Raw genomic sequence first — 22,120 nt, forward strand, 5'->3', positions numbered from 1 at the left:
ACCCCATTCCGATCCGGTCTCCGCAGGTCCAGAATGGACATAGCGCGCGTTACGTAGCGGTCGGGGACGACAGGTGAACACCGAGCTCGAGCACATGAGAACGCAGGTTCGTTCATGATCCAGTCTGCTTCGCCTGCGCCGGATGCCGGCGCACCCGAAGGCCCGTTTCCGCTGTCCGCCGCCCAGCGTGGCATCTGGTTCGCCCAGCACATCGCGGGTTACACGCCCATCTCCATCGCCCAGTACGTCGAGCTGACCGGCCCCGTCGAGCACGAGTTGCTGACGCGGGCCGTGCAGCGCACCGGCCGCGAGTTCGGCACCGGCTATCTGCGTCTGGTGGAGGTCGACGGGCAGCCGCACCAGCTCGTGGACCTCACCCTCGACGACGGCATGGCCGAGCTGGACTTCCGGTCCGAGCCGGACCCGGAGGCGGCGGCGCAGGCGTGGATGCGCGCCGAGTACTCGGCGCCGCTGGACGTTATGAAAGACCGATTGGTCCGGTTGGCCATGTTGCGGGTCGGCGTGGACCGCTGGTTCTGGTACTCGCGGATGCACCACATCGTGCTCGACGGCATGGGCGCGCTGGCGCTGGTCCAGCGCACCGGCGAGCTCTACAACGCCGCGCTCGAGGGTCGCGAGCCACCCCGAGCCAAGGCCGAGCCGCTGCAGAAGATCGTCGAGGCCGATCTGGCCTATCGCAGTTCCGGCCGTTTCGCCGCCGACCGCGAGTACTGGCGCGATCATCTGGCCCGGCTGGCCGATCCGGTCACCCTCGCCGGCCGCGACGCCGCCGTCGACAGCCATCCGAACCGGGTCTCCGGCGCGCTGCCCGCCGAGACCGCCGCACTGCTCGATACCGTTGCCGCCGAGGTGAATTCAGCAGTGGCGCCGACCGCGGTCGCCGCGTTCGGCGCCTATCTGGCCGCGATGACCGGTGCGCCGGAGGTGGTGCTGAGCCTGCCGGTGTCGGCGCGGACCTCGGCGACGCTGCGCCGGTCGGGCGGCATGCTCGCCAATGTCGTCCCGTTGCGGGTGCGCCTCGATCCGGCGACCACGGTGGGCGCGGCGATCCTGGCGGTGCAGGGCGAGCTGACCGGTGCGCTGCGCAGGCAACGCTATCGCCAGGAGGACATCGTCCGCGATCTCGGCTGGGCGATGGACGAGGCGGCGTCGTTCGGGCCCGCCGTGAACCTGATGATGGTCGACACCCGGATCGCGCTCGGTCCGGTGGTCGGGCGATTGCACGTGCTCACCTCCGGGCTGATCGACGATCTGTTCGTCAACCTCTATCCCGGTGTCGGCGGCGAGAGCACCCACATCGACCTGCAGGGCAACGGGAACCTCTACAGCGACGCCGACCTGGCCGCCCACCATGCGCGCTTCCTGCTGTTCCTGCACCGTTTCCTGCTGGCCGGACCCGGGGCACCGCTGTCGGCGGTGTCGGTGCTGTCCCTTGCCGAGCAGACGCTCTCGGTGCCCGCGCGCGGTCCTTCAGGGGTCGAGCCGCGCACCCTGCCCGAGCTGTTCGCCGGGGGCGCAGCGATCGACCCGGACGCGGTGGCGCTGCGCTGGGGCGAGGACGAGACCATGACCTACCGGGCGGTGGACGACTACACCAACCGCCTGGCCCGCGTCCTGACCGCTGCCGGTGCCGGACCGGAACACGGTGTCGCCCTGTCGATTCCACGGTCCAGGGAGTCGGTACTCGCCACTGTCGCGGTCGCCAAGACGGGCGCGCCGTTCGTGCCGATCGATCCGGCCTATCCGGCGGACCGGATCGAGCACATGATCGACGACAGCGCTGTGGTCACCGGCCTGACCGTGGCGCGGGCGCGCCCGTCACTGCCGGATCGGGTCGACTGGCTGATTCTCGACGACACCGCCACCGTCGCGGCGATCGATGCCGAGGACGCCGCCCCGATCACCGATGCCGACCGCACCGCCCCGCTGCACCTGGACCAGGTTGCCTACGTCATCTACACCTCCGGATCAACCGGTCTCCCCAAGGGCGTGCTGGTTTCCCATCGCGGCTTGGCCAATCTCGCCACCGGATCCGGCGCGGGCTTCGGCGTCGACGCGGACTCCGTTGTCGCCCACGCTGTTTCGCCGAGCTTCGACATCTCGGTCGAGGAGATCCTGGTGACCCTCACCGCCGGCGCCACTCTCGCGGTGGTCCCGCCGTCGGCGTACGCGGGCGAGGACATGGCCCAGGTGCTGCGCGCGCACCGGGTCACCCACCTCAATGTCACCCCCGCGGTCGTCGGTTCGCTCGACCCGTCGACCCTGCCCGACCTGCGCACCATCGTCGTCGGCGGCGATGCCTGCCCGCCGGAACTGGTGACGAAGTGGGCGGGCCGTGCCCTGCTCAACGGCTACGGCCCCACCGAGACCACGGTGACCTCCACCCTCACCGATCCCCTGGTCCCCGGCGCGCCGGTGACGATCGGCGGCCTCACCCGTGGTGTCTCCGGCCTGGTCCTCGACCCCTGGCTGCGCCCTGTGCCGGCGGGCACCGTGGGCGAGCTGTATCTCGCGGGCCCCGGGGTCGCCCGGGGTTACCATCGGCGCAGCGGACTCACGGCGAGCCGCTTCGTCGCTGATCCGTACGCGTCCGGCGAACGGATGTACCGCACCGGCGATCTGGTCCGCTGGAGCGAGCAGCACGGCCGCTTCACCCTGGAATACCAGGGCCGCAGCGACTTCCAGGTGAAGGTGCGCGGCTACCGGATCGAACTCGGTGAGATCGACGCCGCCCTCCAGCACCTGCCCGATATCGACTTCGCGATCACCCTCGGTGTCGAGACCGCCACCGGCGCGACCGCCCTCGTCTCCTACGTCACCACCGAACCCGGCGCCGAGGTCCACCCCGAAGCGGTGAAAGCCGCGGTCGGCGAACAACTTCCGGCCTACATGGTTCCCGTCGTGGTCATGGTGCTCGACCGCGTCCCGCTGACCCCGCTCGGCAAGGTTGACCGAAAAGCCTTGCCCGCACCGGATTTCACCGCCCGAACCGTGGCGAGCAGGCCGCCGTCGACCCCGCGTGAGAAAGCGATCGCCGCCCTGTTCGCCGAAGTACTCGGCCTCGACGCGGTCGGCGCCGACGACAGCTTCTTCGCCCTCGGCGGCGACAGCATCGTCTCCATCCAGCTCGTCTCCCGCGCTAAGGCCGCCGGCATCACCTTCACCGCCCGCGACGTCTTCGAACGCAAAACGGTCGCCGCCCTGGCCGCCGTCGCCGCAGACACCGAAGTGACCGTGGTGGAAGAACTCCCCGGCGGCGGCACCGGCCCGGTAACCCTCACCCCGATCGTGCACGCGATGCTCGAACACGGCGACACCTGGCGCCGCTACAGCCAGGCCGTCTTGATCACCCTGCCCGACGATGCCACCCCGTCGACCCTCGCCACGGCAGTCCAGACCTTCCTAGACCATCACGACATCCTGCGCTCCACCCTGCGCGGCTCCCCCGGAAACTGGGAATGGGTTGTCGCCGAATCGGGTTCGATCACCGCCGACTCATTGATCGAGGTCGTCCGGACCAGACCGCAGGCGGCCGAGTTCACCGATACAGTCGAGCGGGCCTTGCAGCAGGCTGCCGATCTCCTGGACCCCACGACCGGCAGCGTGGCTCGCTTCGTACTGATCGAGCGCGCCGGCGCGGCGCCGCTGTGCTGGCTCGTGCTGCACCATCTCGTCACCGACGGTGTGTCGTGGCGGATCCTGTTGCCCGACTTGGCGACTGCCGCTTTCGGTGGCGAACTCGAGCCCGTCGGCACATCGTTCCGCCGCTGGGCGCACAGCCAGCCCGAGCAGGCGAGCGCGCGGGCCGGCGAAGTGCCCATCTGGCAGCGCATCCTGGCAACCCCGGACCCCGCCTTCGGCGCCGAGCCCTTCAACCCGGCCCGCGACGTGGTCGCCACCATGGCGCAGTACGAGACGACCGTTCCGGCCGAGGTCGCACACACCGTCCTCACCACCATTCCCGAGCAATTCCATTGCGGAGCAGACGATGTACTGCTGGCAGCACTGACGCTCGCGGTCGCCCGGTGGCGCGACCGCGACGGCGCGCTGCTCACCCTGGAAGGGCACGGCCGCGCGGAATCCCTGCTGCCGGGCGCCGATATCGCCCGCACGGTCGGCTGGTTCACCAGCGTCTATCCCGTGGCGATCGATCTGGCGGGCATCGACCTGAACGACGCCTTCACCGGCGGCCCGGCCGCGGGCGCGGCGATCAAGGCGACCAAGGAACAACTGCGCACGATTCCCGATCGCGGTGTCGGCTACGGCGTGCTCCGCTACCTGAATACCGAGACGGCCCTCGCGGACGCACCCACCCCGCAGCTCAGCTTCAACTACCTCGGCCGGGCGACAACCGGCGACGGCCCCTGGCTACCACGCCGCTTCGCCGCCACCAACGACGACCGCGCACCCCTGGCCGCCACCGTCGACATCAACGCCGTGCGCACCGATGCGGGCCTGGAGGTCACCTGGGCATACGCGAGCAGACTGCTCACCGAATCCGACGTCCGCGAACTGGCCGACCTGTGGTCGCAGGCCCTCGAAGCCCTGACCACCCATGCCCGCACCGCAGGCGCGGGCGGCCGCACCCCCTCCGACTTCCCCCTCGTCACCCTCGACCAACCGCAGATCGACACCTGGGAACGCGCCTACCCCACCCTCGCCGACGTCTGGCCGCTCTCGCCCCTGCAATACGGCCTGCTCTTCCACGCCCTCTACGATTCCGACACCGCCGACGGCTACACCGTCCAATCGCTGCTCACCCTGGCAGGCACCGTCGACACCGCTCGCCTGCGCGCCGCCGCCCAGGCCCTGATCGACCGCCACGAGAACCTGCGCGTCGCCTTCGCCGAGACCGACGACAGCCCCCGCCAGCTCGTCCTGTCCACGGCCGAGATCCGCTGGCACGACCTCGATCTCACCGACCTCACCGATGACGAGCAGCGCACCCGCGAACTCGACCGGGTGATCGAACTCGACGCGCTGACCCGCTTCGACCTCACCCGTCCCCCGCTGCTGCGCTTCACCCTGATCCGGACCACCCCGGACACCTACCGGCTCATCATGACCAATCACCACCTGGTCCTCGACGGTTGGTCGACGCCGCTGCTGGTGCGCGAACTGCTGGCCCTCTACGTCTCCGCGGGCGACGCCTCGATCCTGCCGCCCGCCCGCTCCTACCGCGAGTTCCTGGCCTGGCTCGCCGAACAGGACACCGACGCGTCGCTGGCGGCCTGGCGGCAGTCCCTGGCCGGCATCGACACCCCCACCCGCGCGGTCCCCACCCTCGCGGGGATCGAGTCGACCGAGACCGCGATGCTCTCCCACGATCTGTCCGAGGACACCGTCGCCGTCCTCGAATCCGCGGCCAGGGAAGCGGGCGCGACGGTGAACATCCTGGTCCAGGCGAGCTGGTCGCTGTTGCTGGCCATGCTGACCGGTCGCACCGACGTGGTGTTCGGCAGCACCGTCTCGGGCCGGCCGCCGGAACTGCCCGGGGTGGAGGAGATGGTCGGGCTGTTCATCAACACCGTGCCGGTCCGGGTGACCCTGGACCCCGCGGAGAAGGTCTCCGATCTGTTGGCCCGGGTGCAGGCCGAACAGGCGCGGCTGATGGACCATCAGCACGTCGGCCTGGCCGCCATCCACCGGGCGGTGGGATTGGCCGAATTGTTCGACACCCTCACCGTTTTCGAGTCCTACCCGATCGACCGGGAGGCCCTGTCGCAGGCCCTGGACATCGCCGGCATGCGGGTCATCGATGTGGAAGGAACCGACGCGACCCCGTACCCGTTGAACCTCATGGTGATTCCGCTGCACGGCACGACCGGCGACGCCCTGCGCATCACCGTCAAATTCATGGCCGACCAACTCGAACCCGTTGCCGCGCAATCCCTCCTGGACCGTTTTGTCCGCTTGCTCGGCCGCCTGGCGGAGAACCCGCACGCGCTGGTCTCGCAACTGCAGTACTGCAGCGACACCGAACTCGCCACCCTCGCCCCCGTCCACGGCCCGGCGGGCGTGCCGATGCGCACCCTGCCCGACATCCTGACCGCGGGCGCCCGCCTCGACCCGGACGCGGTCGCGATCAGCGCGGGCGAGCTGCGGATGAGCTACGGCGAACTCGACGCCTGGTCGAACCGGTTCGCCCGGGTCCTGCTGGGTCGCGGGGTGAGTCCCGAGGTGTTCGTGGTGCTGGCGCTGACCCGCTCGCTCGAATCGGTGGTCGCGGTATGGGCGCTGGCCAAGACCGGCGCGGCCTTCGTCCCGCTGGACCCCAGCTATCCGGTGGAACGCATCGAGCACATGCTCCGCGATTCCCAGGCCCCGATCGGCGTCACCGTCACCGCCACCGGCGAAACCCTGCCCGGCACCGTCGACTGGCTACTGCTCGACGACCTCAACACCCTGCGCCGCGCCATGCTCGTCTCCGACGCGCCCATCACCGACGCCGAACGCGGCGGCCCGATCGATCTCGACCACACTGCCTACCTCATCTACACCTCCGGCTCCACCGGCAAGCCGAAGGCGGTCCTGCTCAGCCACCGCGGTATCGCGAATCTCGTGACATCCCAACGGGAAACGCTCGCCCTCGACCCCTCCGCCAGCGCGCTCCAGGTCGCCTCGCCCAGTTTCGACGCGTCGGTCTTCGAGATGCTCACCGCGCACGCGGCGGGCGCGCGGCTGGTGGTGTCGCCGCCGGAGGTGTACGGCGGCGGCGAACTGGAGACGCTGCTGCGCACCGAGCGGGTCACCCATGCCGTGATCACCCCATCGGCGCTGGCCACTATGGAACCCACCGATCTCACCGACCTGCGCGTGCTCTCGGTCGCCGGTGAGGCGGCCACCCCCGAACTCATCGAGAAGTGGGCGGCGGGCAGGCGGATGGTGAACCTGTACGGCCCCACCGAGTTCAGCATCTGGGCCACCGGTCCCGCCGAACTCCGCGCCGGCGAGCCGGTCACCATCGGCGGCCCGATCCGGGGCGCCGCGGTGGTGGTGCTGGACAGCTGGCTGCGGCCGGTGCCGGTCGGCATCCAGGGCGAGCTGTATCTGGCGGGGCCCGCCTTGGCCCGCGGCTACTTCCACCGCTTCGAGATGACCGCGGCCCGGTTCGTCGCCGACCCCTACGGCGCGCCCGGCGAACGGATGTACCGGACCGGTGACATGGTGCGCTGGGTCCCCGGCCCCGACGGCGTACTGACCTTGGAGTACCTGGGCCGCAGCGACTTCCAGGTCAAGATCCGTGGGCTGCGGATCGAACTCGGCGAGATCGACGCGGTGCTCTCCCGCGAGGACGAGGTGGAGTACGCGGTGACCATCGGCCGCGAGGGGCCGGCCGGGGCGACAGTGCTGGTGTCCTACGTGCTGCCCACCGCCGGATCCGCCCTCGACCCCGAACGGCTGCGCGCGCAGGTCGCGGCAGAACTGCCCGGGTACATGGTGCCCGCCAACGTCGTAATCCTGGATGACATCCCGCTGACACCGGTCGGCAAACTGGACCGCAAAGCCCTTCCGGTACCGGACTTCTCGGCCGCGCAGCGCGCGTATCTGGCACCGAGCACCCCGGTCGAGGCGGCGGTCGCGGCGGTGTTCGCCGATGTCCTCGGTAGCGAGCGCGTCAGCGTCGACCAGTCCTTCTTCGAGCTCGGAGGCAACTCACTGAGCGCGACAAAGGTTGTCGCCCGGATCAATTCGACCCTCGGCGCCGGTATCGCCCTGCGCGACCTCTTCGACGCCCCCACCGTCGCCCAACTGTCCGCCCGTGTCGTCCCCACCACCGACAGCACCCCCGGCCGCCCCACCCTCGCCGCGCGCCCGCGCCCCGACCGAATCCCACTCTCCCCCGCCCAGCAACGCATGTGGGTGCTCAACCAGCTCGACCCGTCCTCCTCCGCCTACAACATCGCCATCGCCCTCCGCCTCACCGGCACCCTCGACGTCCCCGCCCTGCGCCAGGCCCTCACCGACGTCATCACCCGCCACGAATCCCTGCGCACCCGCTACCCGTCCGACGCCGACGGCCCCCGCCAGGTCATCGTCAGCATCGAATCCGCCACCCCAGCCATGCCGGTACTCGACACCGAAGACGGCGCCCCCCTACGCACCCGGATCAACGACCTCACCAACACCGGCTTCGACCTCACCCGCGAGGCCCCGCTACGAGTCGGCTTGTTCCGCCTGACGCCCAGCGAAACCGTCGGGACCGCGGTCTCCGTGGCCGAGCGATTTTCGGACAATGGCGTTCCCGTGCACGTAGTCGTGCTGGTCGTGCATCACATCAGTGCTGACGGCGCGTCGATGGCGCCGCTGGCCGCCGATCTGGTCGCCGCCTATTCGGCCCGGGTCGCGGGCGCTGAGCCGTCGCGGGAACCCCTTGCCGTGCAGTACGCGGATTTCGCCCTGTGGCACCGCGAGCTGCTGGGTGTCGCGACCGATGCGGAATCCGTGGCAGCACAGCAGATCCGGTACTGGACCGAGACCCTGGCCGGTGCTCCGGATGCGCTCGAACTGCCCAGCGATCGCCCCCGCCCCGCCGTGCAGTCGATGCGCAGTGACGACGTGGACTTCGGTCTCGACGAGCGGACCCATCGTGCGCTGATCGAGTTCGCGGCGGCGAACAATGTCAGCGTCTTCATGGTCGTGCACGCGGCGCTGGCGGTCCTGCTGTCGCGGCTCGGCGGCACCGGCGACATCGTCATCGGCACTCCGGTCGCCGGTCGGGGTGAGGCGGCGCTCGACGATCTGGTCGGCATGTTCGTCAACACCCTCGCCCTGCGCACCCAGGTCGACCCCGGCCTGCCCTTCCGCGAGTTCCTCGCCACCATCCGCGGCACCGACCTCGACGCCTTCGCCCACGCCGACGTCCCTTTCGAGCAGCTCGTCCAGGTCATCGACCCCACCCGCTCGACCGCCCACCACCCCCTGTTCCAGGTCTCGCTGTCGCTGCAGAACTTCGTCGAGCCGGTCCTCGAACTACCCGGCCTGCGCTTCGAGGTCGAAGACTTCGACCGCCGCGCCTCCGCCTTCGATCTCACCCTCGACCTGCGCGAACGTTTCGCCAACACCGGCCCCGCAGGCATCGATGGCGTCCTGACCTACGCCACCGACCTCTTCGACGCCCCCACCGCCACCTCCTTCGCCACCCGCTGGCACCAGATCCTCACCACCGTCCTCACCGACCCCACCCGCCGCGTCGCCGACATCGACCTCCTCACCGACACCGAACGCACCACCCTCATCCCCGTCCACGGCCCCACCCCCACCACACCCACCACCACCCTCGCCCACCTCCTCACCACCACCGCCAACACCTTCCCCGACCGCCCCGCCCTGGTCTCGAAACCGGTCGGCACTACGACGTACCGCGATCTCGACGCACGCTCGAACCAGCTCGCCCGTCTCCTCATCGAATCGGGCGCACGCACCGAAACCGTTGTCGCCCTGGGTCTCCCCCGATGCCCTGAACTACACACCGCCATCTGGGCCACCGCCAAAACCGGCGCCGCATTCCTCCCGGTCGACCCGAAGCACCCGGTCGAACGCATCGACCACATGCTCACCGATTCCGGGGCCGAGGTCGGCATCACCCTCGCCGAATACCGGCCGCAACTGCCCGATACGACCCGCTGGCTGGTCCTCGACGATCCCACCGTCATCGAAAACCTTTGCGCCATCAGCGATACCACTCTCACGGACGACGACCGCCTCGCCCCGATCCGCCTCGAGAACCCCGCCTGGATGATCTACACCTCCGGCTCCACCGGCACCCCCAAGGGCGTCACCGTCACTCATCGCGGCCTGGCCGACCTGGTCGCCGCCCAGCGCACCGACCTCGCCCTGGACGAGCGCGCCCGCGTCCTCCAGGTCGCCTCGCCGAGCTTCGACGCGTCGATCTTCGAGGCGCTCATGGCTTTCGGTTGCGGCGCCGCGTCGGTCATCGCGCCACCGGACGTCTTCGGTGGCGGCCCGCTCGCGGAACTCATCGCCGCCGAATCGGTCACCCACATGGTGATCACCCCGTCCGCGCTGGCCACCATCGATCCCGCCGAGGTGTCGAGCGTGCGGGTGCTGGCGGTGGCCGGTGAGGCGGTCGGCCCCGATCTCGTGGCCCGCTGGTGCGCCGACGGTCGGATCATGGTCAACCTGTACGGACCGACCGAATACACCATCTGGGCAACAGGTTCCGGGCCGCTGGCGGCCACCGAACCGGTCACCATCGGCACCCCGGTGCGTGGCGCCGCCGTGCTCGTCCTCGACGACCGCCTGCGCCCGGTCCCCGTCGGCGTCGCCGGCGAGCTGTACCTGGCCGGTACCGCCCTGGCACGCTGCTACCACGCTCGTCCCGCCCTGACCGCCGCCCGCTTCGTCGCCGATCCGTTCGGCGCGCCAGGCGACATTCTCTATCGCACCGGCGATCTCGTGCGCTGGACACATGGTCGTGCCCGGTCCGGCGCGACCGGCCGACTGACCCTGGAATACCTGGGCCGCACCGACTTCCAGGTGAAGGTCCGCGGCCAGCGCATCGAGCTCGGCGAGATCGACGCGGTGCTGGGCGCCATCGAGGGCGTCGACCTCGCGGTGACTCTCGGCGTCCCCGGCCCCACCGGCGCCACCGCCCTCGCCGCCTACCTCGTCCGCCTGCCGGGCGCCGACCTCGACCTCGCCCACATCCGCGCCGTCGCCGCCGACACCCTGCCCGCGTACATGGTCCCCGCTGCCTTCGTCGTCCTGGACGAGATCCCCGTCAATGCCGTCGGCAAACTCGACCGCAAGGCCCTGCCGGAGCCGGTGTTCGTCGTCGACGACACCCCGTACCGTGCCCCGCGCACCCCCACCGAGCAGGTCCTCGCCGAGGTGTACGCCGAACTGCTCGGCCGCGAGCAGGTGGGCGTCGACGACTCCTTCTTCGCCCTCGGCGGCGACAGCATCCTGGCGATCCAGCTGGTCACCCAGGCGAAACTGCGTGGCGTGCACTGCACCCCGCTCCAGGTGTTCGAGCACCGCACCGTCGCCGCGCTGGGCGCGATCGTCGACGCCACCGACACCGTCGAGGCACTCGCGGAACTGCCCGGCGGCGGCACCGGCGACCTGCCGCTCACCCCGATCGTCCGGTACATGATCGACCGCGGCGGCGACTTCGACCGTTTCGCCCAGACCGCCGTCCTCGACCTGCCCGTAGGCATCGACCGCGCCCAGCTCGTCGCCACCCTGACCGCCGTCGTGGACCGCCACGACATGCTGCGCTCACGCCTGTGGCAGGACGGGGACGGCTGGCATCTGCGGGTGGCCGCCCCCGGCTCGGTCGACGTGGACGCCATGGTGCACCGCACCGCCTTCGACACCCCGGTCGACCCCGTCGAACTGCGCGAATACGCCCAGATCGAGCTGGATGCCGCGATGAACCGCCTCGACCCGGCCGCGGGTGTCGTCACCCAATTCGTCTGGCTCGATCCCGAATCGCCCAGCAGATCCGGCCGGCTCGTCGTCGTCGCGCACCACCTCGCGATCGACAGCGTGTCGTGGCGAATCCTGGTGCAGGACTTGATCACCGCCTGGGCCCAGGTCGCCGGAGGCGCCGTGCCGGTTCTGCCCGAGATCGGTACCTCCATGCGCCGCTGGTCGCACGCGCTCACCGAGCAGGCCGGCACCGAGCAGCGCCGTGCCGAACTCGGCTACTGGCAGACGGTGGTGAACGGACCCGATCCCCTGCTCGGCACCCGGCCCCTCGATCCTGCGATCGATCACGGAAACACCGTGCGCCGCTTGATGATCGAGGTGGACGAAGACACCACCACCGCCCTGCTCACCACCCTGCCCGGCCTGTTCCACGGCAGCGTCACCGACGCCCTCTACGCCACCCTCGCCCTGGCCCTGGTCCGCTGGCGCGCCGACCGAGGTGTAGACGAACCGTCGGCCTTGCTGCGCCTGGAAGGTCACGGCCGGCAGGAAGAAATCGTCCCCGGCGCCGACCTTTCCCACACCCTCGGCTGGTTCACCAACCTGTACCCGGTGCGCCTCGACCTCGCGGGTGTCGACGTCACCGACGCCTTCGCCGCAGGCCCCGCCATGGGCACGGCCATCCGCGCGGTCAAACATGATCTGCTGGCGGTCCCCGACAAGGGCATCGGCTGGGGCATGCTCCGCTATCTGAATCCCGAGACAGCCCAGGAACTTCCGAGCCGACTCCCCGGCCAGATCAGCGTCAACTATCTCGGCAAGCACACCTCGGTCGAGACCCCTGCCGGCCTGGAAGGACTCGGCTGGCTACCCACCGACGATCTCGGCGACCTGTCCGCCGCCGAACACGCGGACGTTCCGATCATGGCAGCCGTCGACATCAACGCCATGATCACCGGCAACCGCCTGCGCGCCGACTTCGGCTATGCCGCAGAGCTGTTGGCCCACGACGACGTCGCCGATCTCGCCGGACTGTGGGTCGAGGCCCTCACTGCCGCCGCCCGATTCACCGAAACTCCCGCCGCCCGAAAGGCATCCGAGGAAGAGGCCGCCGCCACCGCACCGTCGGGCCAGGCCGGACTCGGCCTCGACGTCCTGCTCCCGATTCGCCCCGACGGCGACCGCCCCGCGCTGTTCTGCGTCCATTCCTCCTCCGGAATGTCGTGGAGCTACCTGGGATTCGCCGAACAGCTGCGCCCCGGCCGCCCGATCTACGGCCTCCAGGCACCCGATCTGAGCGGCCGCGAACCCTCGGCCCGCTCCATCGAGGAGTTCGCGCACCGCTACGTCCGCGAGATCCGTGCCGTCCAGCCGCACGGCCCCTACCACCTGCTCGGCTGGTCCTTCGGCGGGCTGATCGCCCAGGCCATGGCGGTCGAACTCGCCGCGGCCGGCGACCGGGTCGGCGTGGTCGCACTGCTCGACACCGACACCGCCGACATCGACGGCGACACCATCGAACGCCTCTCCGCGGGCGCGTTCATCAACACCTTCGGCGCCATCATGGGCATCGACGACGTCCCCGCCGAGGCCACCGCCCAGCAGGCCGCCGACCTCATCACCGCCCGGCTCGGCGGGGTCGAACTCGTCGACGCCGCCACCATCGAACGGATGGCCGCCTCCTACAACGCCTCCGCCGGCACCAGAACCGGCTACCAGCGGCCGGTCTACGACGGCGACATCCTCTATTTCCGCGCCACCGTCGACCCCTCGGAATGGATGGGCCCCGACGGCTGGCGGCCCTACGTGACCGGCGCGATCGTCACCCACGACGTCGAGGTGACCCACGACGACCTGACCACTCCCTACGCACTGTCGGTCATCTCGCCGGTGCTCGACGACCAGATGGAAGCAGGAGACCGGATATGAGCGTCGAACCCACTCTCGCGCAGAGCTCGTCGCGCACCGGCGGCGTCGTGGTCGAAGGGATCGAGAAATCCTTCGGCGACGTGCACGCCCTGCGCGGTGTCGACTTCACCGCGGCCCCCGGCGAGGTGCTCGGCATTCTCGGCCCCAACGGCGCGGGCAAGACCACCACCGTCAATATCCTCTCCACGCTGGTCACCCCCGATCGCGGGCGGGCCGTGGTCGCCGGACACGATGTGGTCGCCGACCCGGCCGCGGTCCGCAAGTCGATCATGCTGACCGGCCAGTACGCCGCCCTCGACGACATGCTCAGCGGCTACGAGAACCTCGTCATGTTCGGCAGGCTGATGGGCCTGCGCAAACCCGCGGCCCAGGCCAGAGCCAGGGAACTGCTCACCGAATTCGATCTGGAAGGCGCCGCCGACCGCCGCGTCGGCACCTACTCCGGCGGTATGCGCCGCCGCATCGACATCGCCTGCGGGCTGGTCGTGCGCCCCGATGTGGTGTTCCTCGACGAGCCGACCACCGGCCTCGACCCGCGCAGCCGCCAGGGCGTCTGGGATCTGGTGAAGGGTTTCAAGAACGCCGGGATCACCACCCTGCTCACCACCCAGTACCTGGAGGAGGCCGACGCGCTCAGCGATCAGATCATCGTCATCGACCACGGCGTGGTGATCGCCGCAGGCACCGCCGACGAACTCAAGCACCGCACCGGCGGCAGTTACTGCGAGATCGTCCCGCTGGATCTGGACGGGCTGCCCGCCATCGTCAGCGCGCTGGGCCCCCTGCTGCCCGCCGAGCACCTGGCCGCGCTGACCCCCGAATCCGATCGCATCACCATCCCCGCCCCCGACGGCGCCAAAACCCTCGCCGAGGCGCTGCGCCGCCTGGACGACGCGGCCATCGAACTGGTCGACATCGCCCTGCGCCGCCCCTCCCTCGACGATGTGTTCCTCCAGCTCACCGGCCATCTGGCGACCACCGAGCAGGCCGTCTCATGACCGCGGTCACCTGGCACACCCACACCCGCGCCACCCCCGACACGGTGCAGCAATGGTGGGTGCTGACCACCCGGCTGATCGTGCCCTCGGCCAAATCCGGCGAGGTGCTGTCCTCGGTACTCGCGCCCGCCGCCTTCACCGCCAGCTTCTACATCCCGCTCAAAACGGTGATGATGTTCTCCGGCAACGGTTTCAGCAGTTACGCCCAGTACATGATGCCGCTGGTGATCCTGCAGGCCGCGGCCTTCACCGCCATCTCCGCCGCGTTCCGCTCGGCGACCGATTCGGTGGCGGGGCTCAATCGCCGGTTCGGGTCGATGCCGGTGCGGCCGCTGGTTCCGGTGGCGGCGCGGATGTCGGCCAACCTGTTCCGGCTGGTCATCTCCTTGGCCGCGGCCGTCGCGGCGGGGTATGTCATCGGGTTCCGGTTCCGGCTCGATGCCTGGCACACCCTCGGTTTCCTGGCGTTCTCGCTGCTCATCGGCGTCGCGCTCACCCTCGGCGCCGATGTCATCGGCACGTTGTCCAAGAGCCCGGAGGCCACCTCGCAGGCCTTGGTGTTGCCGCCGTTGATCTTCGGCATGCTCTCGACCGGTCTCGCGCCGGCCAGCCAGTTCCCGGAGTGGATCCAGTGGTTCGTGCGTAATCAACCGGTGTCCCAGTTCGCGATCGGGTTGCGCGCCCTGGCCGGGGACACCGCGGGCAATGCCGGGGTGGTGAGCTGGTCGCTGCTGGGTCCGTCGCTGCTGTGGCTGGCCGCGATCCTGCTGCTGTGCACGCCATTGGCCATCCGGCTGAGTTCGAGGCGAGCGTGATGACCTCGACCGAGAACTCCCCCGCCGCGCTGGTCCGGCACACGCTGATCCAGACCCAGCGGCTGCTGCTGCGCTGGTCACGCAATCCGATCACGCTGCTCGAGACGCTGCTCATCCCGTGCCTGCTGCTGCTCATGCTCGATATCGTCGTCGGCGGCCAGATCGAGCGGTTCACCGGCGAGGACGCCCTCTACGGCTCGGTCCCGATGGTCGCGCTGGTCGGCGCGGTCTCCGGGGCGGTGGCCAGTGGCGTGCTGCTGGGCCGGGAACGCGACGCTGGCCTGCTGGCCAGGTTCTGGGTGCTGCCCGTGCATCGTGCCTCCGGTCTCGCCTCGCGCATCCTCGCCGAAGGCTGCCGCATCCTGGCCGGCACCGTCGCCGTGGTGCTGGTCGGCTATCTGCTGGGCTTCCGCTTCCAGCACGGCCCGCTGGCCACCCTCGCCTTCCTGCTGGTCCCGGTGGTCTTCGGGCTCGCCTTCGCCACCATCGTCACCGCTGTCGCCGTCTACACCGCCAAGGCCGCGCTGGTCGAGGGCATCACCATCCTCACTTCGCTGATGATGTTCTTCAGCACCGGTTTCGTGCCGCTGGTCGCCTTCCCCACCTGGATCCAGCCGATCGTGCGCAATCAGCCGATGTCGGTGGCCGTCGACGCCATGCGCGGGCTGGCCGACCACGGCCCGATCGCCCGGCCGCTGATCCTCACCCTGGTCTGGTCGGCGGGCGCGGTGCTGCTGTTCGCCGTCCCCGCCGCCATCGGGTTCCGGCGGGCCAGCCGCCGGTGACGCCCCCGGCGAACGCGGCCACGACCACGCAGTACCCTCGTGCGCATGCCGGTGAGCGCCCGAGAACGCACCCGATTCCGTCGCACCGCCGAGCGAGGCGGACGTGCCCGCTCGCGCGGATTCGCCGTCGGCGCCGCCCTGCTGTGCGCCGTCGCGCTCACCGCGGGCTGCGCGGACAAGACCGACGACGCCAGCACCATCATCCGCACCACCACCAAGATCGCGGGTGCGGGCGTGGTCGGCACCGACCGCGACACCGCCACCGCCTGCCCGCTGCCCAGCGCCCCCGATCCCGCCACCGGCGCCACCCGCTCGGTCACCCACACCGCCGGTGTCTCCCAGGTCCCCGCCGACCCGCAGCGCATCGTCGTACTCACCAGCTCCGCGCTGGACGCGGCCTGCGCCCTGGGCCTGTGGGAGCGCGTGGCGGGCGCGGTCACCCTCGACGGCGACCGGCCGCAGCCGATGTACCTGGGCTACGGCGTGCTGAAGGTGCCCAGCGTCGGCCCGATCGGGCAGCCCGATCCGGCCCGCATCGCGGAACTGAAGCCCGACCTGATCCTCGGCGACATCGCGCCCACCGCAGGCGGTTACGCGGCGCTGAGCGCCATCGCCCCGACCGTACTGGTCGGCCAGGGTGGCAGCTGGCAGTCCGATTTCGCCGCCTACGCCGCGGGCATGGGCCGCACCGCCGCCGCCGACACCGCATTGCGGAACTATCTCACCGAAGCCCACGACCTCGGTCCCGCGCTCAACGCGCACCAGTCCCAGGCCTCGGTGCTGCGCTTCACCGCCGACGCCACCCAGGTGCAGGGCAGCGAGACCTTCGCCGCCCAGATCCTCGCCGATGTCGGCGTGCGGCGCCCGACCGCCCAGCGCGGCCCGTCCTTCGACATCGCCACCGGCGACCTGGCCACCAAGGCCGAGGGCGACATCATCTACGTGATGTTCGACGGCGCCGCGGGCGAGGAACACGGCACCGCGGTCATGGAGTCCACCGAGTTCACCGAACTCGGCGCCGCCACCGACAAGCGTGTCTTCGTCGTCGACGACAAGATCTGGCACACCACCGGCCTCACCGCCGCCCGCGCCGTGCTGACCGACCTGCGCAACAGCCTCAACGGGTACGTCACCGACTGACAGCAACCTCCCAGCGTTTCCCCAGCGACGATCCAGCCACGCTCCCTACCGTGGTCGCCATCGACACCGAGCAGTGGAGGAGCAGCATGGACGACCATGATCGCGGATTGGGTCACGACCTGCGGGTGATGTCCCGGCGACGGATCCTCGCCATGATCGGCGCGGCCGGCGCGGCGACCGCCGCCGCGGCCTGTTCGTCGGGGACCGATTCCGGCGTCGCCGACACCACCGGCACGACCACCACCACGGACACAGCCACCCCCGCCGCCGCTCCCCAGGAAACCGCGGGTCCCTATCCCGGCGACGGGTCCAACGGCCCCAACGTCCTGATCGAGTCCGGCGTCGTCCGCTCCGACATCACCACCAGCTTCGGCGCGTATTCCGGTGTGGCCGAAGGTGTTCCGATGACCCTCCGGCTCGACCTGCGCGACCTCGCCACGAATGCCGCGGGCGCGGGCATGGCCGTCTACGTCTGGCACTGCGACCGCGAAGGCCGGTACTCGCTCTACAGCGAGGGCGTCACCGAACAGAACTACCTGCGCGGCGTCCAGGTCGCCGACGACAACGGCATCGTCGAGTTCACCTCGATCTTCCCCGCCTGTTACGCGGGCCGCTGGCCGCACATCCACTTCGAGGTCTACGACGACCTCACCACCGCCGTAGCCGGCGACAACGCCCGCCTCACCTCCCAGATCGCCCTCCCCGAAGACGTCTGCCGCTCCGTCTTCGACACCGACCCCGGCTACTCCGCCAGCATCACCAACCTGGCCGAGGTCACCCTCGCCTCCGACAATGTCTTCGGCGACGGCTGGGACGCCGAACTCGCCACCGTCACCGGCACCCCCACCACCACCCTCGCCGTCTCCCTCACCATCGGCGTCGCCGAAAAATCCCAGAACACCCAGTCCAACCCAGGTTTCCCCGGCGGCCAACCCCCAGGCGGCCGAGCCCCCGGCGGCCAACCCCCCAGCGGCCCCCCACCCCGCTGACAGCCGGCTTCTGGTCGATCCCCCACCGCCACAGCCGATGTAACCTTGGATGTCCACCATTGAACCTTGGATATCCAAGGAGGCCTGGCAGTGGTTACATCGAAGACTTCCCTCGAGATCGACCAAGAAGCACTGGCGACCGCCGCCGAAGTGCTCGGCACCAAGACCGAGACGGACACGGTCAACGCCGCCCTACGCGAAGTGGGCCGACGTTCGGTGCGTATGCGCGCCCTCGCCGCCCTCGGCGAAATGGCCGACCGCGGCGATTTCGAGGAGTACCTCGGCAACAAGTCCGCCTACCGACGGTGATGCCGGCCATCTACCGGCACGTCACTGGCCGAACAGCGACACCTCGACCCCACTGACTCACAGCACACTTCACTCATGCCCCGTACTCACTCCATACTTTGGACACGGTGCCGTGCGTGATACCGAGGTGATCGGCCAACATGGTCGGGTTCGAAACAGGTGGGGATATGACTGACAAGAACAGCAGAACGGATGATGTACTGGCCCCAGCGACCTTCGGAGTCATCACCGGCGCCATACTGGCGGTGATCGCCTATTTCCCCCTGGTCGCGCTGCTGCAGAACGTCTTCGACGTCCCCGAGCTACCGGCGACTCCCAAGAAATACCGAGCCGACACCGAACCGATCTCGCCGTGGTATTGGATAACGTGGCTGATACCGGTACTCGTCGCGATTCCCGCCGGATCGGCATTGTCCCGGTGGCGACGCGCCCGGGTTTTCGCACTGGCGTCCACGGTGACGTTCGTCCTCGGCGCTGCCGTGGTCGCCGCTGTCGTGATTTCCTTCGAGGTCAACGGATTCGCGCCCGACTGACCTGACCGGAGTCGCCGGTTCCCGGCCGATGTCCGCGCCGCCCGCGCCGCCCTGGACATCACGACCATGCCCCTGTCCGCGCGCACGATTCTGCAGGGCGTATTCCTCGCCGTCTGCGCGGTCATGGCACTCACCTGACCCGGCAGTGTCGAGTGGCCTGGACGGAGTTGCGCGAATTCCAGGCAACTCGAACTACCCTGGTGAGCCTATGCATCCACCACCTCAGCGGACTCCGGCAATCCCCGGGCGACCGGAATCGTCGCGATTATCGCCCCCGCCGGATCCCGCTGCGCAACGATCGGTCGTGTCTCTGGGGGGAACGTCGGAGACAGACCCGGTCCCGACGCCACGAACGAGCGAGCCCATGCCTGTATATCGCGATCACGCCGACATCCACTTCGCCGATACCGGCGCCGGTGAACCCCTCGTGTTGTCGCACGGGTTCCTGATGGACGGCACCATGTTCGACCGAACCCGAGACGACCTGGTAGCCAGCGGTTTCCGCGTCATCACCATCGACGCGCGCGGCTTCGGCCAGACCGAGACCGACCCGACCAGACGGTTCAGCTACTGGGACCTCGCCGACGATATCGCCGCCGTCCTCGACCGCCTCGCCCTCCCCGGCCCGGTCGTCCTGGGCGGTATGAGCCAGGGCGGCTACACCACCCTGCGTTTCGCCCTGCGCTACCCGCACCGCACCCGCGCCGTCATCCTGGCCTCGACGACCGCCCGCGCCAACACCTCCGAGGAGGCCGACCAGTACCGCGCCATGGCCGCCACCTGGACCGACCCGGCCATCCCCCTGGAACCCCAAGCCCGCGCCCTCGCCCCCATCCTCCTCGGCGGCACCGACGACGACCGCGAACCCTGGATCCGCCGCTGGCTCGACCACCCCGACCGCACCCGCACCGCCGCCGCCTGGCACACCCTCGCCACCCGCGACGAACTCACCCCCCGCATCAAGGAAATCCCCTGCCCCGCACTGATCCTGCGCGGCCATGCCGACCTCTCCGGCGGCACCGCCGAGGACGCCTCCACCCTCGCCGAACACCTCCCCGGCGCCGCAGGCACCTCCACGGTCATCGCAGGCCCCACCGCAGGCCACGGCGTCTGGTGGACCCACCCCCACCCCGTCACCCACACCCTCCTCAGCTTCCTCCACAACCTCGACCGCTCCGGAGCACCCACTCGCTGAGCAGGCGTCCACCGACCGATAGCCGGAGCCCCGCGCCGCCACGACCCAGGCGACGGTCGGCTCGCTAGTCCTCCGGTCGGTCGCGCCGTTCGGAGCGGCGGGCAAGCCGGTCGGCGATGAACCAGGAGCCGCCGAGGATGAGGAAGGCGAACAGCAGGAGACCGACGCCCTGGGTGACCACGATCCAGATCCGGTCCGCCAGGGTGATGTTGCCGTTGAGCGACACATTGAGTGAGCCGACGGCGAAGGCGATGACGGCGGCGAACACCGTCACCAGTTCCACGGCCCGCAGCACGGTTCCGCGCACCTCGCCGGCCAGCCGGTCGACTTCCCGTTCGGTGCTCTGGACGCGGTCGCGGTCGATGCGGGCCTGGCGGTCGGCCGCGCGGGCCGCTTCGATCGCGTCGCGCCGGGCGAGATACTGGCCCTGCAACAGTTCGTGGCTGACTCGCCAGCCGATCGCGGGCAGCAGCCGCAATGCCTCGTCGATATCGGCCATGGCGGCGTCGTATTCACCGCACATCCACCGGCCGGTCGCCAGCCGGAAGTGCAGGATATCGCGGCCCGGATAGGCGGCGACGGCCTCGGCGGAGCGGTCGCGCAGCAGCTGCGCTCTGCCGTCGAAATCTTTACCGGCGGCCAGGCCGTTCAAGACGACATCGGTGGCCGCGAACGTGCGTTCCGCCGAATTCCACATCTGGTCGAGCAGCGCGCACCCGTGCTGGTGCACGGTGGTGCGGGAGCCGAACGCCGCGAAGGCACGCAGTGCGGTGAACAGCACCGACTCCCGGTGCGGGCCGGCCGCCAGCGCGAGCGGTGACGCGGCGAGAAATATCTCGAGCTCGTCGTAGAAGAAGTTCGCCCGCAACTTTCCGGCGTGGTACAGCGCGGCGAAATAGGCTTTGTTGCAGGCGCTGTCGTCGGCCGCGACCACATCGGCGGTCGCGTCGGCGATCTCGGCGGCCGATTCGACCGAGTTCCGGGTGATGAACGCGTAGCCCATCGCCCATTTCTCCCGGATCGGGTCCTGCACAGCGGCGACGACATGCTCGGCCATCCAGCCCGCGCAGTCCACGGCCGTGGCGAGTGTCGGCGCCGCCTGGAACCGCAGATTCCAGTAGCGATCGGCACAGATCAGACGCGGGTCCCGGGCGAAGTCGGCGGAGTCGACATCGAACTGGGGCTCCACCAGTTGCGCGATGTAGCTCAACGCGATCTGTTCGCACTTGCGTTCCAGTTCACGGGAATTCGCCGCCGTGAGCTCCCCCAGCGATGCCTCGATCAGCGCGTGATCCATGGCCGTTCCCTCCCTGCCGCCGATCCGGAATGATCAATGTCACTGAGTACCACAGCCGCGGTGCGCGCGTCGACATGGCAGAGTGGCCGATCGTGGAGATCGCGGTGCTGACGGCGGTGCACGCCGGGTACGCCCGCTACCTACCCGCCGCGTGGCGTTCGCTGTGCGCGCAGACCCACACCGATCTGACCTGGACGGTTCAGGTGGACGGCCCACGGACGCCCGGGCTGATCGCCGCGCTCACCACCTGCGGCGCCGTCGACGATCCCCGTCTTCGCCTGGCGTTCAACGGGATCCAGCTCGGGCCTGCATTCACCCGCAATGTGGCACTCGGCCGGGTCACCGCCGACCTGGTCCAGAATCTCGACGCGGACGACGAACTGGAACCGACCGCGCTGGCCGACCTCTCGTCCGCCCTGCTGGCCGACCACACCGCGGGCTTCGCGGTCGGCCACGCTCGCGACCTGCTCGGCTCCGGCGAATTGCGTTCCTTCCCCACCGATCTCCCCACCGGGCCGCTCCCCCGCGGCGCACTCCCCGCGGCATGGATCACCACCCCGGACACCTATCGTCTCCCGGTTCATCCCGCGGGGGTGATGTACCGGCGGGACCTGATCCTCGCGGCGGGCGGTTGGGCGGCGCTGCACACCATGGAAGACACCGCCCTGCTCATGTGTGCCTCCGCGCTGGCGCCCGGCATCCTTGTCGACAC

At 69.9% G+C, this 22,120-nt stretch carries 10 protein-coding genes and 1 pseudogene; 10 read left to right on the forward strand and 1 reads right to left on the reverse strand.

What is annotated here, in order from left to right:
* The first annotated feature begins 114 nt into the window (after positions 1 to 114).
* From ACFXK0_RS01125 to ACFXK0_RS01165, 9 genes are all read left to right on the forward strand, one after another.
* Entirely contained in the window at positions 115 to 13,347 is a 13,233-nt protein-coding gene (locus tag ACFXK0_RS01125) for an amino acid adenylation domain-containing protein (RefSeq protein ID WP_379407604.1), read from the forward strand.
* On the forward strand, positions 13,344 to 14,345 hold the full coding sequence (locus ACFXK0_RS01130; protein WP_379407605.1) for an ATP-binding cassette domain-containing protein: 1,002 nt from the start codon (positions 13,344 to 13,346) through the stop codon (positions 14,343 to 14,345). Before ACFXK0_RS01125 ends, ACFXK0_RS01130 begins: the two co-directional genes overlap by 4 nt.
* Entirely contained in the window at positions 14,342 to 15,160 is an 819-nt protein-coding gene (locus ACFXK0_RS01135) for an ABC transporter permease (protein ID WP_379407606.1), read from the forward strand. Before ACFXK0_RS01130 ends, ACFXK0_RS01135 begins: the two co-directional genes overlap by 4 nt.
* On the forward strand, positions 15,160 to 15,945 hold the full coding sequence (locus tag ACFXK0_RS01140; protein WP_379407607.1) for an ABC transporter permease: 786 nt from the start codon (positions 15,160 to 15,162) through the stop codon (positions 15,943 to 15,945). The genes ACFXK0_RS01135 and ACFXK0_RS01140 overlap by 1 nt, the downstream gene beginning before the upstream one ends.
* Positions 15,946 to 15,990: 45 nt before the next feature.
* On the forward strand, positions 15,991 to 17,085 hold the full coding sequence (locus tag ACFXK0_RS01145) for an ABC transporter substrate-binding protein (protein ID WP_379407608.1): 1,095 nt from the start codon (positions 15,991 to 15,993) through the stop codon (positions 17,083 to 17,085).
* 86 nt (positions 17,086 to 17,171) lie between these two features.
* Positions 17,172 to 18,074 (forward strand): intradiol ring-cleavage dioxygenase, encoded by a 903-nt coding sequence (locus ACFXK0_RS01150; protein ID WP_379407609.1) that lies wholly within the window; start codon positions 17,172 to 17,174, stop codon positions 18,072 to 18,074.
* Between the two features lie 90 nt (positions 18,075 to 18,164).
* Positions 18,165 to 18,383, forward strand: a complete 219-nt coding sequence (locus ACFXK0_RS01155; RefSeq protein WP_379407610.1) for a type II toxin-antitoxin system VapB family antitoxin — start codon at positions 18,165 to 18,167, stop codon at positions 18,381 to 18,383.
* A 140-nt stretch (positions 18,384 to 18,523) separates the two neighbouring features.
* Positions 18,524 to 18,916: a hypothetical protein gene (locus ACFXK0_RS01160; protein WP_379407611.1), complete on the forward strand. Its 393-nt coding sequence runs from the start codon at positions 18,524 to 18,526 to the stop codon at positions 18,914 to 18,916.
* Positions 18,917 to 19,280: 364 nt separating this feature from the next.
* The gene (locus ACFXK0_RS01165) at positions 19,281 to 20,111 is read left to right on the forward strand and encodes an alpha/beta fold hydrolase (RefSeq protein ID WP_379407612.1); all 831 of its coding nucleotides are present in this window, start codon (positions 19,281 to 19,283) and stop codon (positions 20,109 to 20,111) included.
* Positions 20,112 to 20,175: 64 nt separating this feature from the next.
* On the opposite strand, the gene ACFXK0_RS01170 is transcribed toward ACFXK0_RS01165, so the two are convergent.
* A complete protein-coding gene (locus ACFXK0_RS01170) occupies positions 20,176 to 21,408 on the reverse strand; it encodes a hypothetical protein (protein WP_379407613.1) in 1,233 nt (410 codons plus the stop codon).
* Between the two features lie 74 nt (positions 21,409 to 21,482).
* On the opposite strand from ACFXK0_RS01170, the pseudogene ACFXK0_RS01175 reads away from it, so the two are divergent.
* Positions 21,483 to 21,800 (forward strand): annotated as a pseudogene (locus ACFXK0_RS01175) (glycosyltransferase family A protein); the annotation flags it as partial.
* Between the last annotated feature and the right edge of the window lie 320 nt (positions 21,801 to 22,120).

Origin of the sequence: Nocardia sp. NPDC059177, from assembly GCF_042755165.1 — a bacterium.
Taxonomy (GTDB): Bacteria; Actinomycetota; Actinomycetes; order Mycobacteriales; family Mycobacteriaceae; genus Nocardia.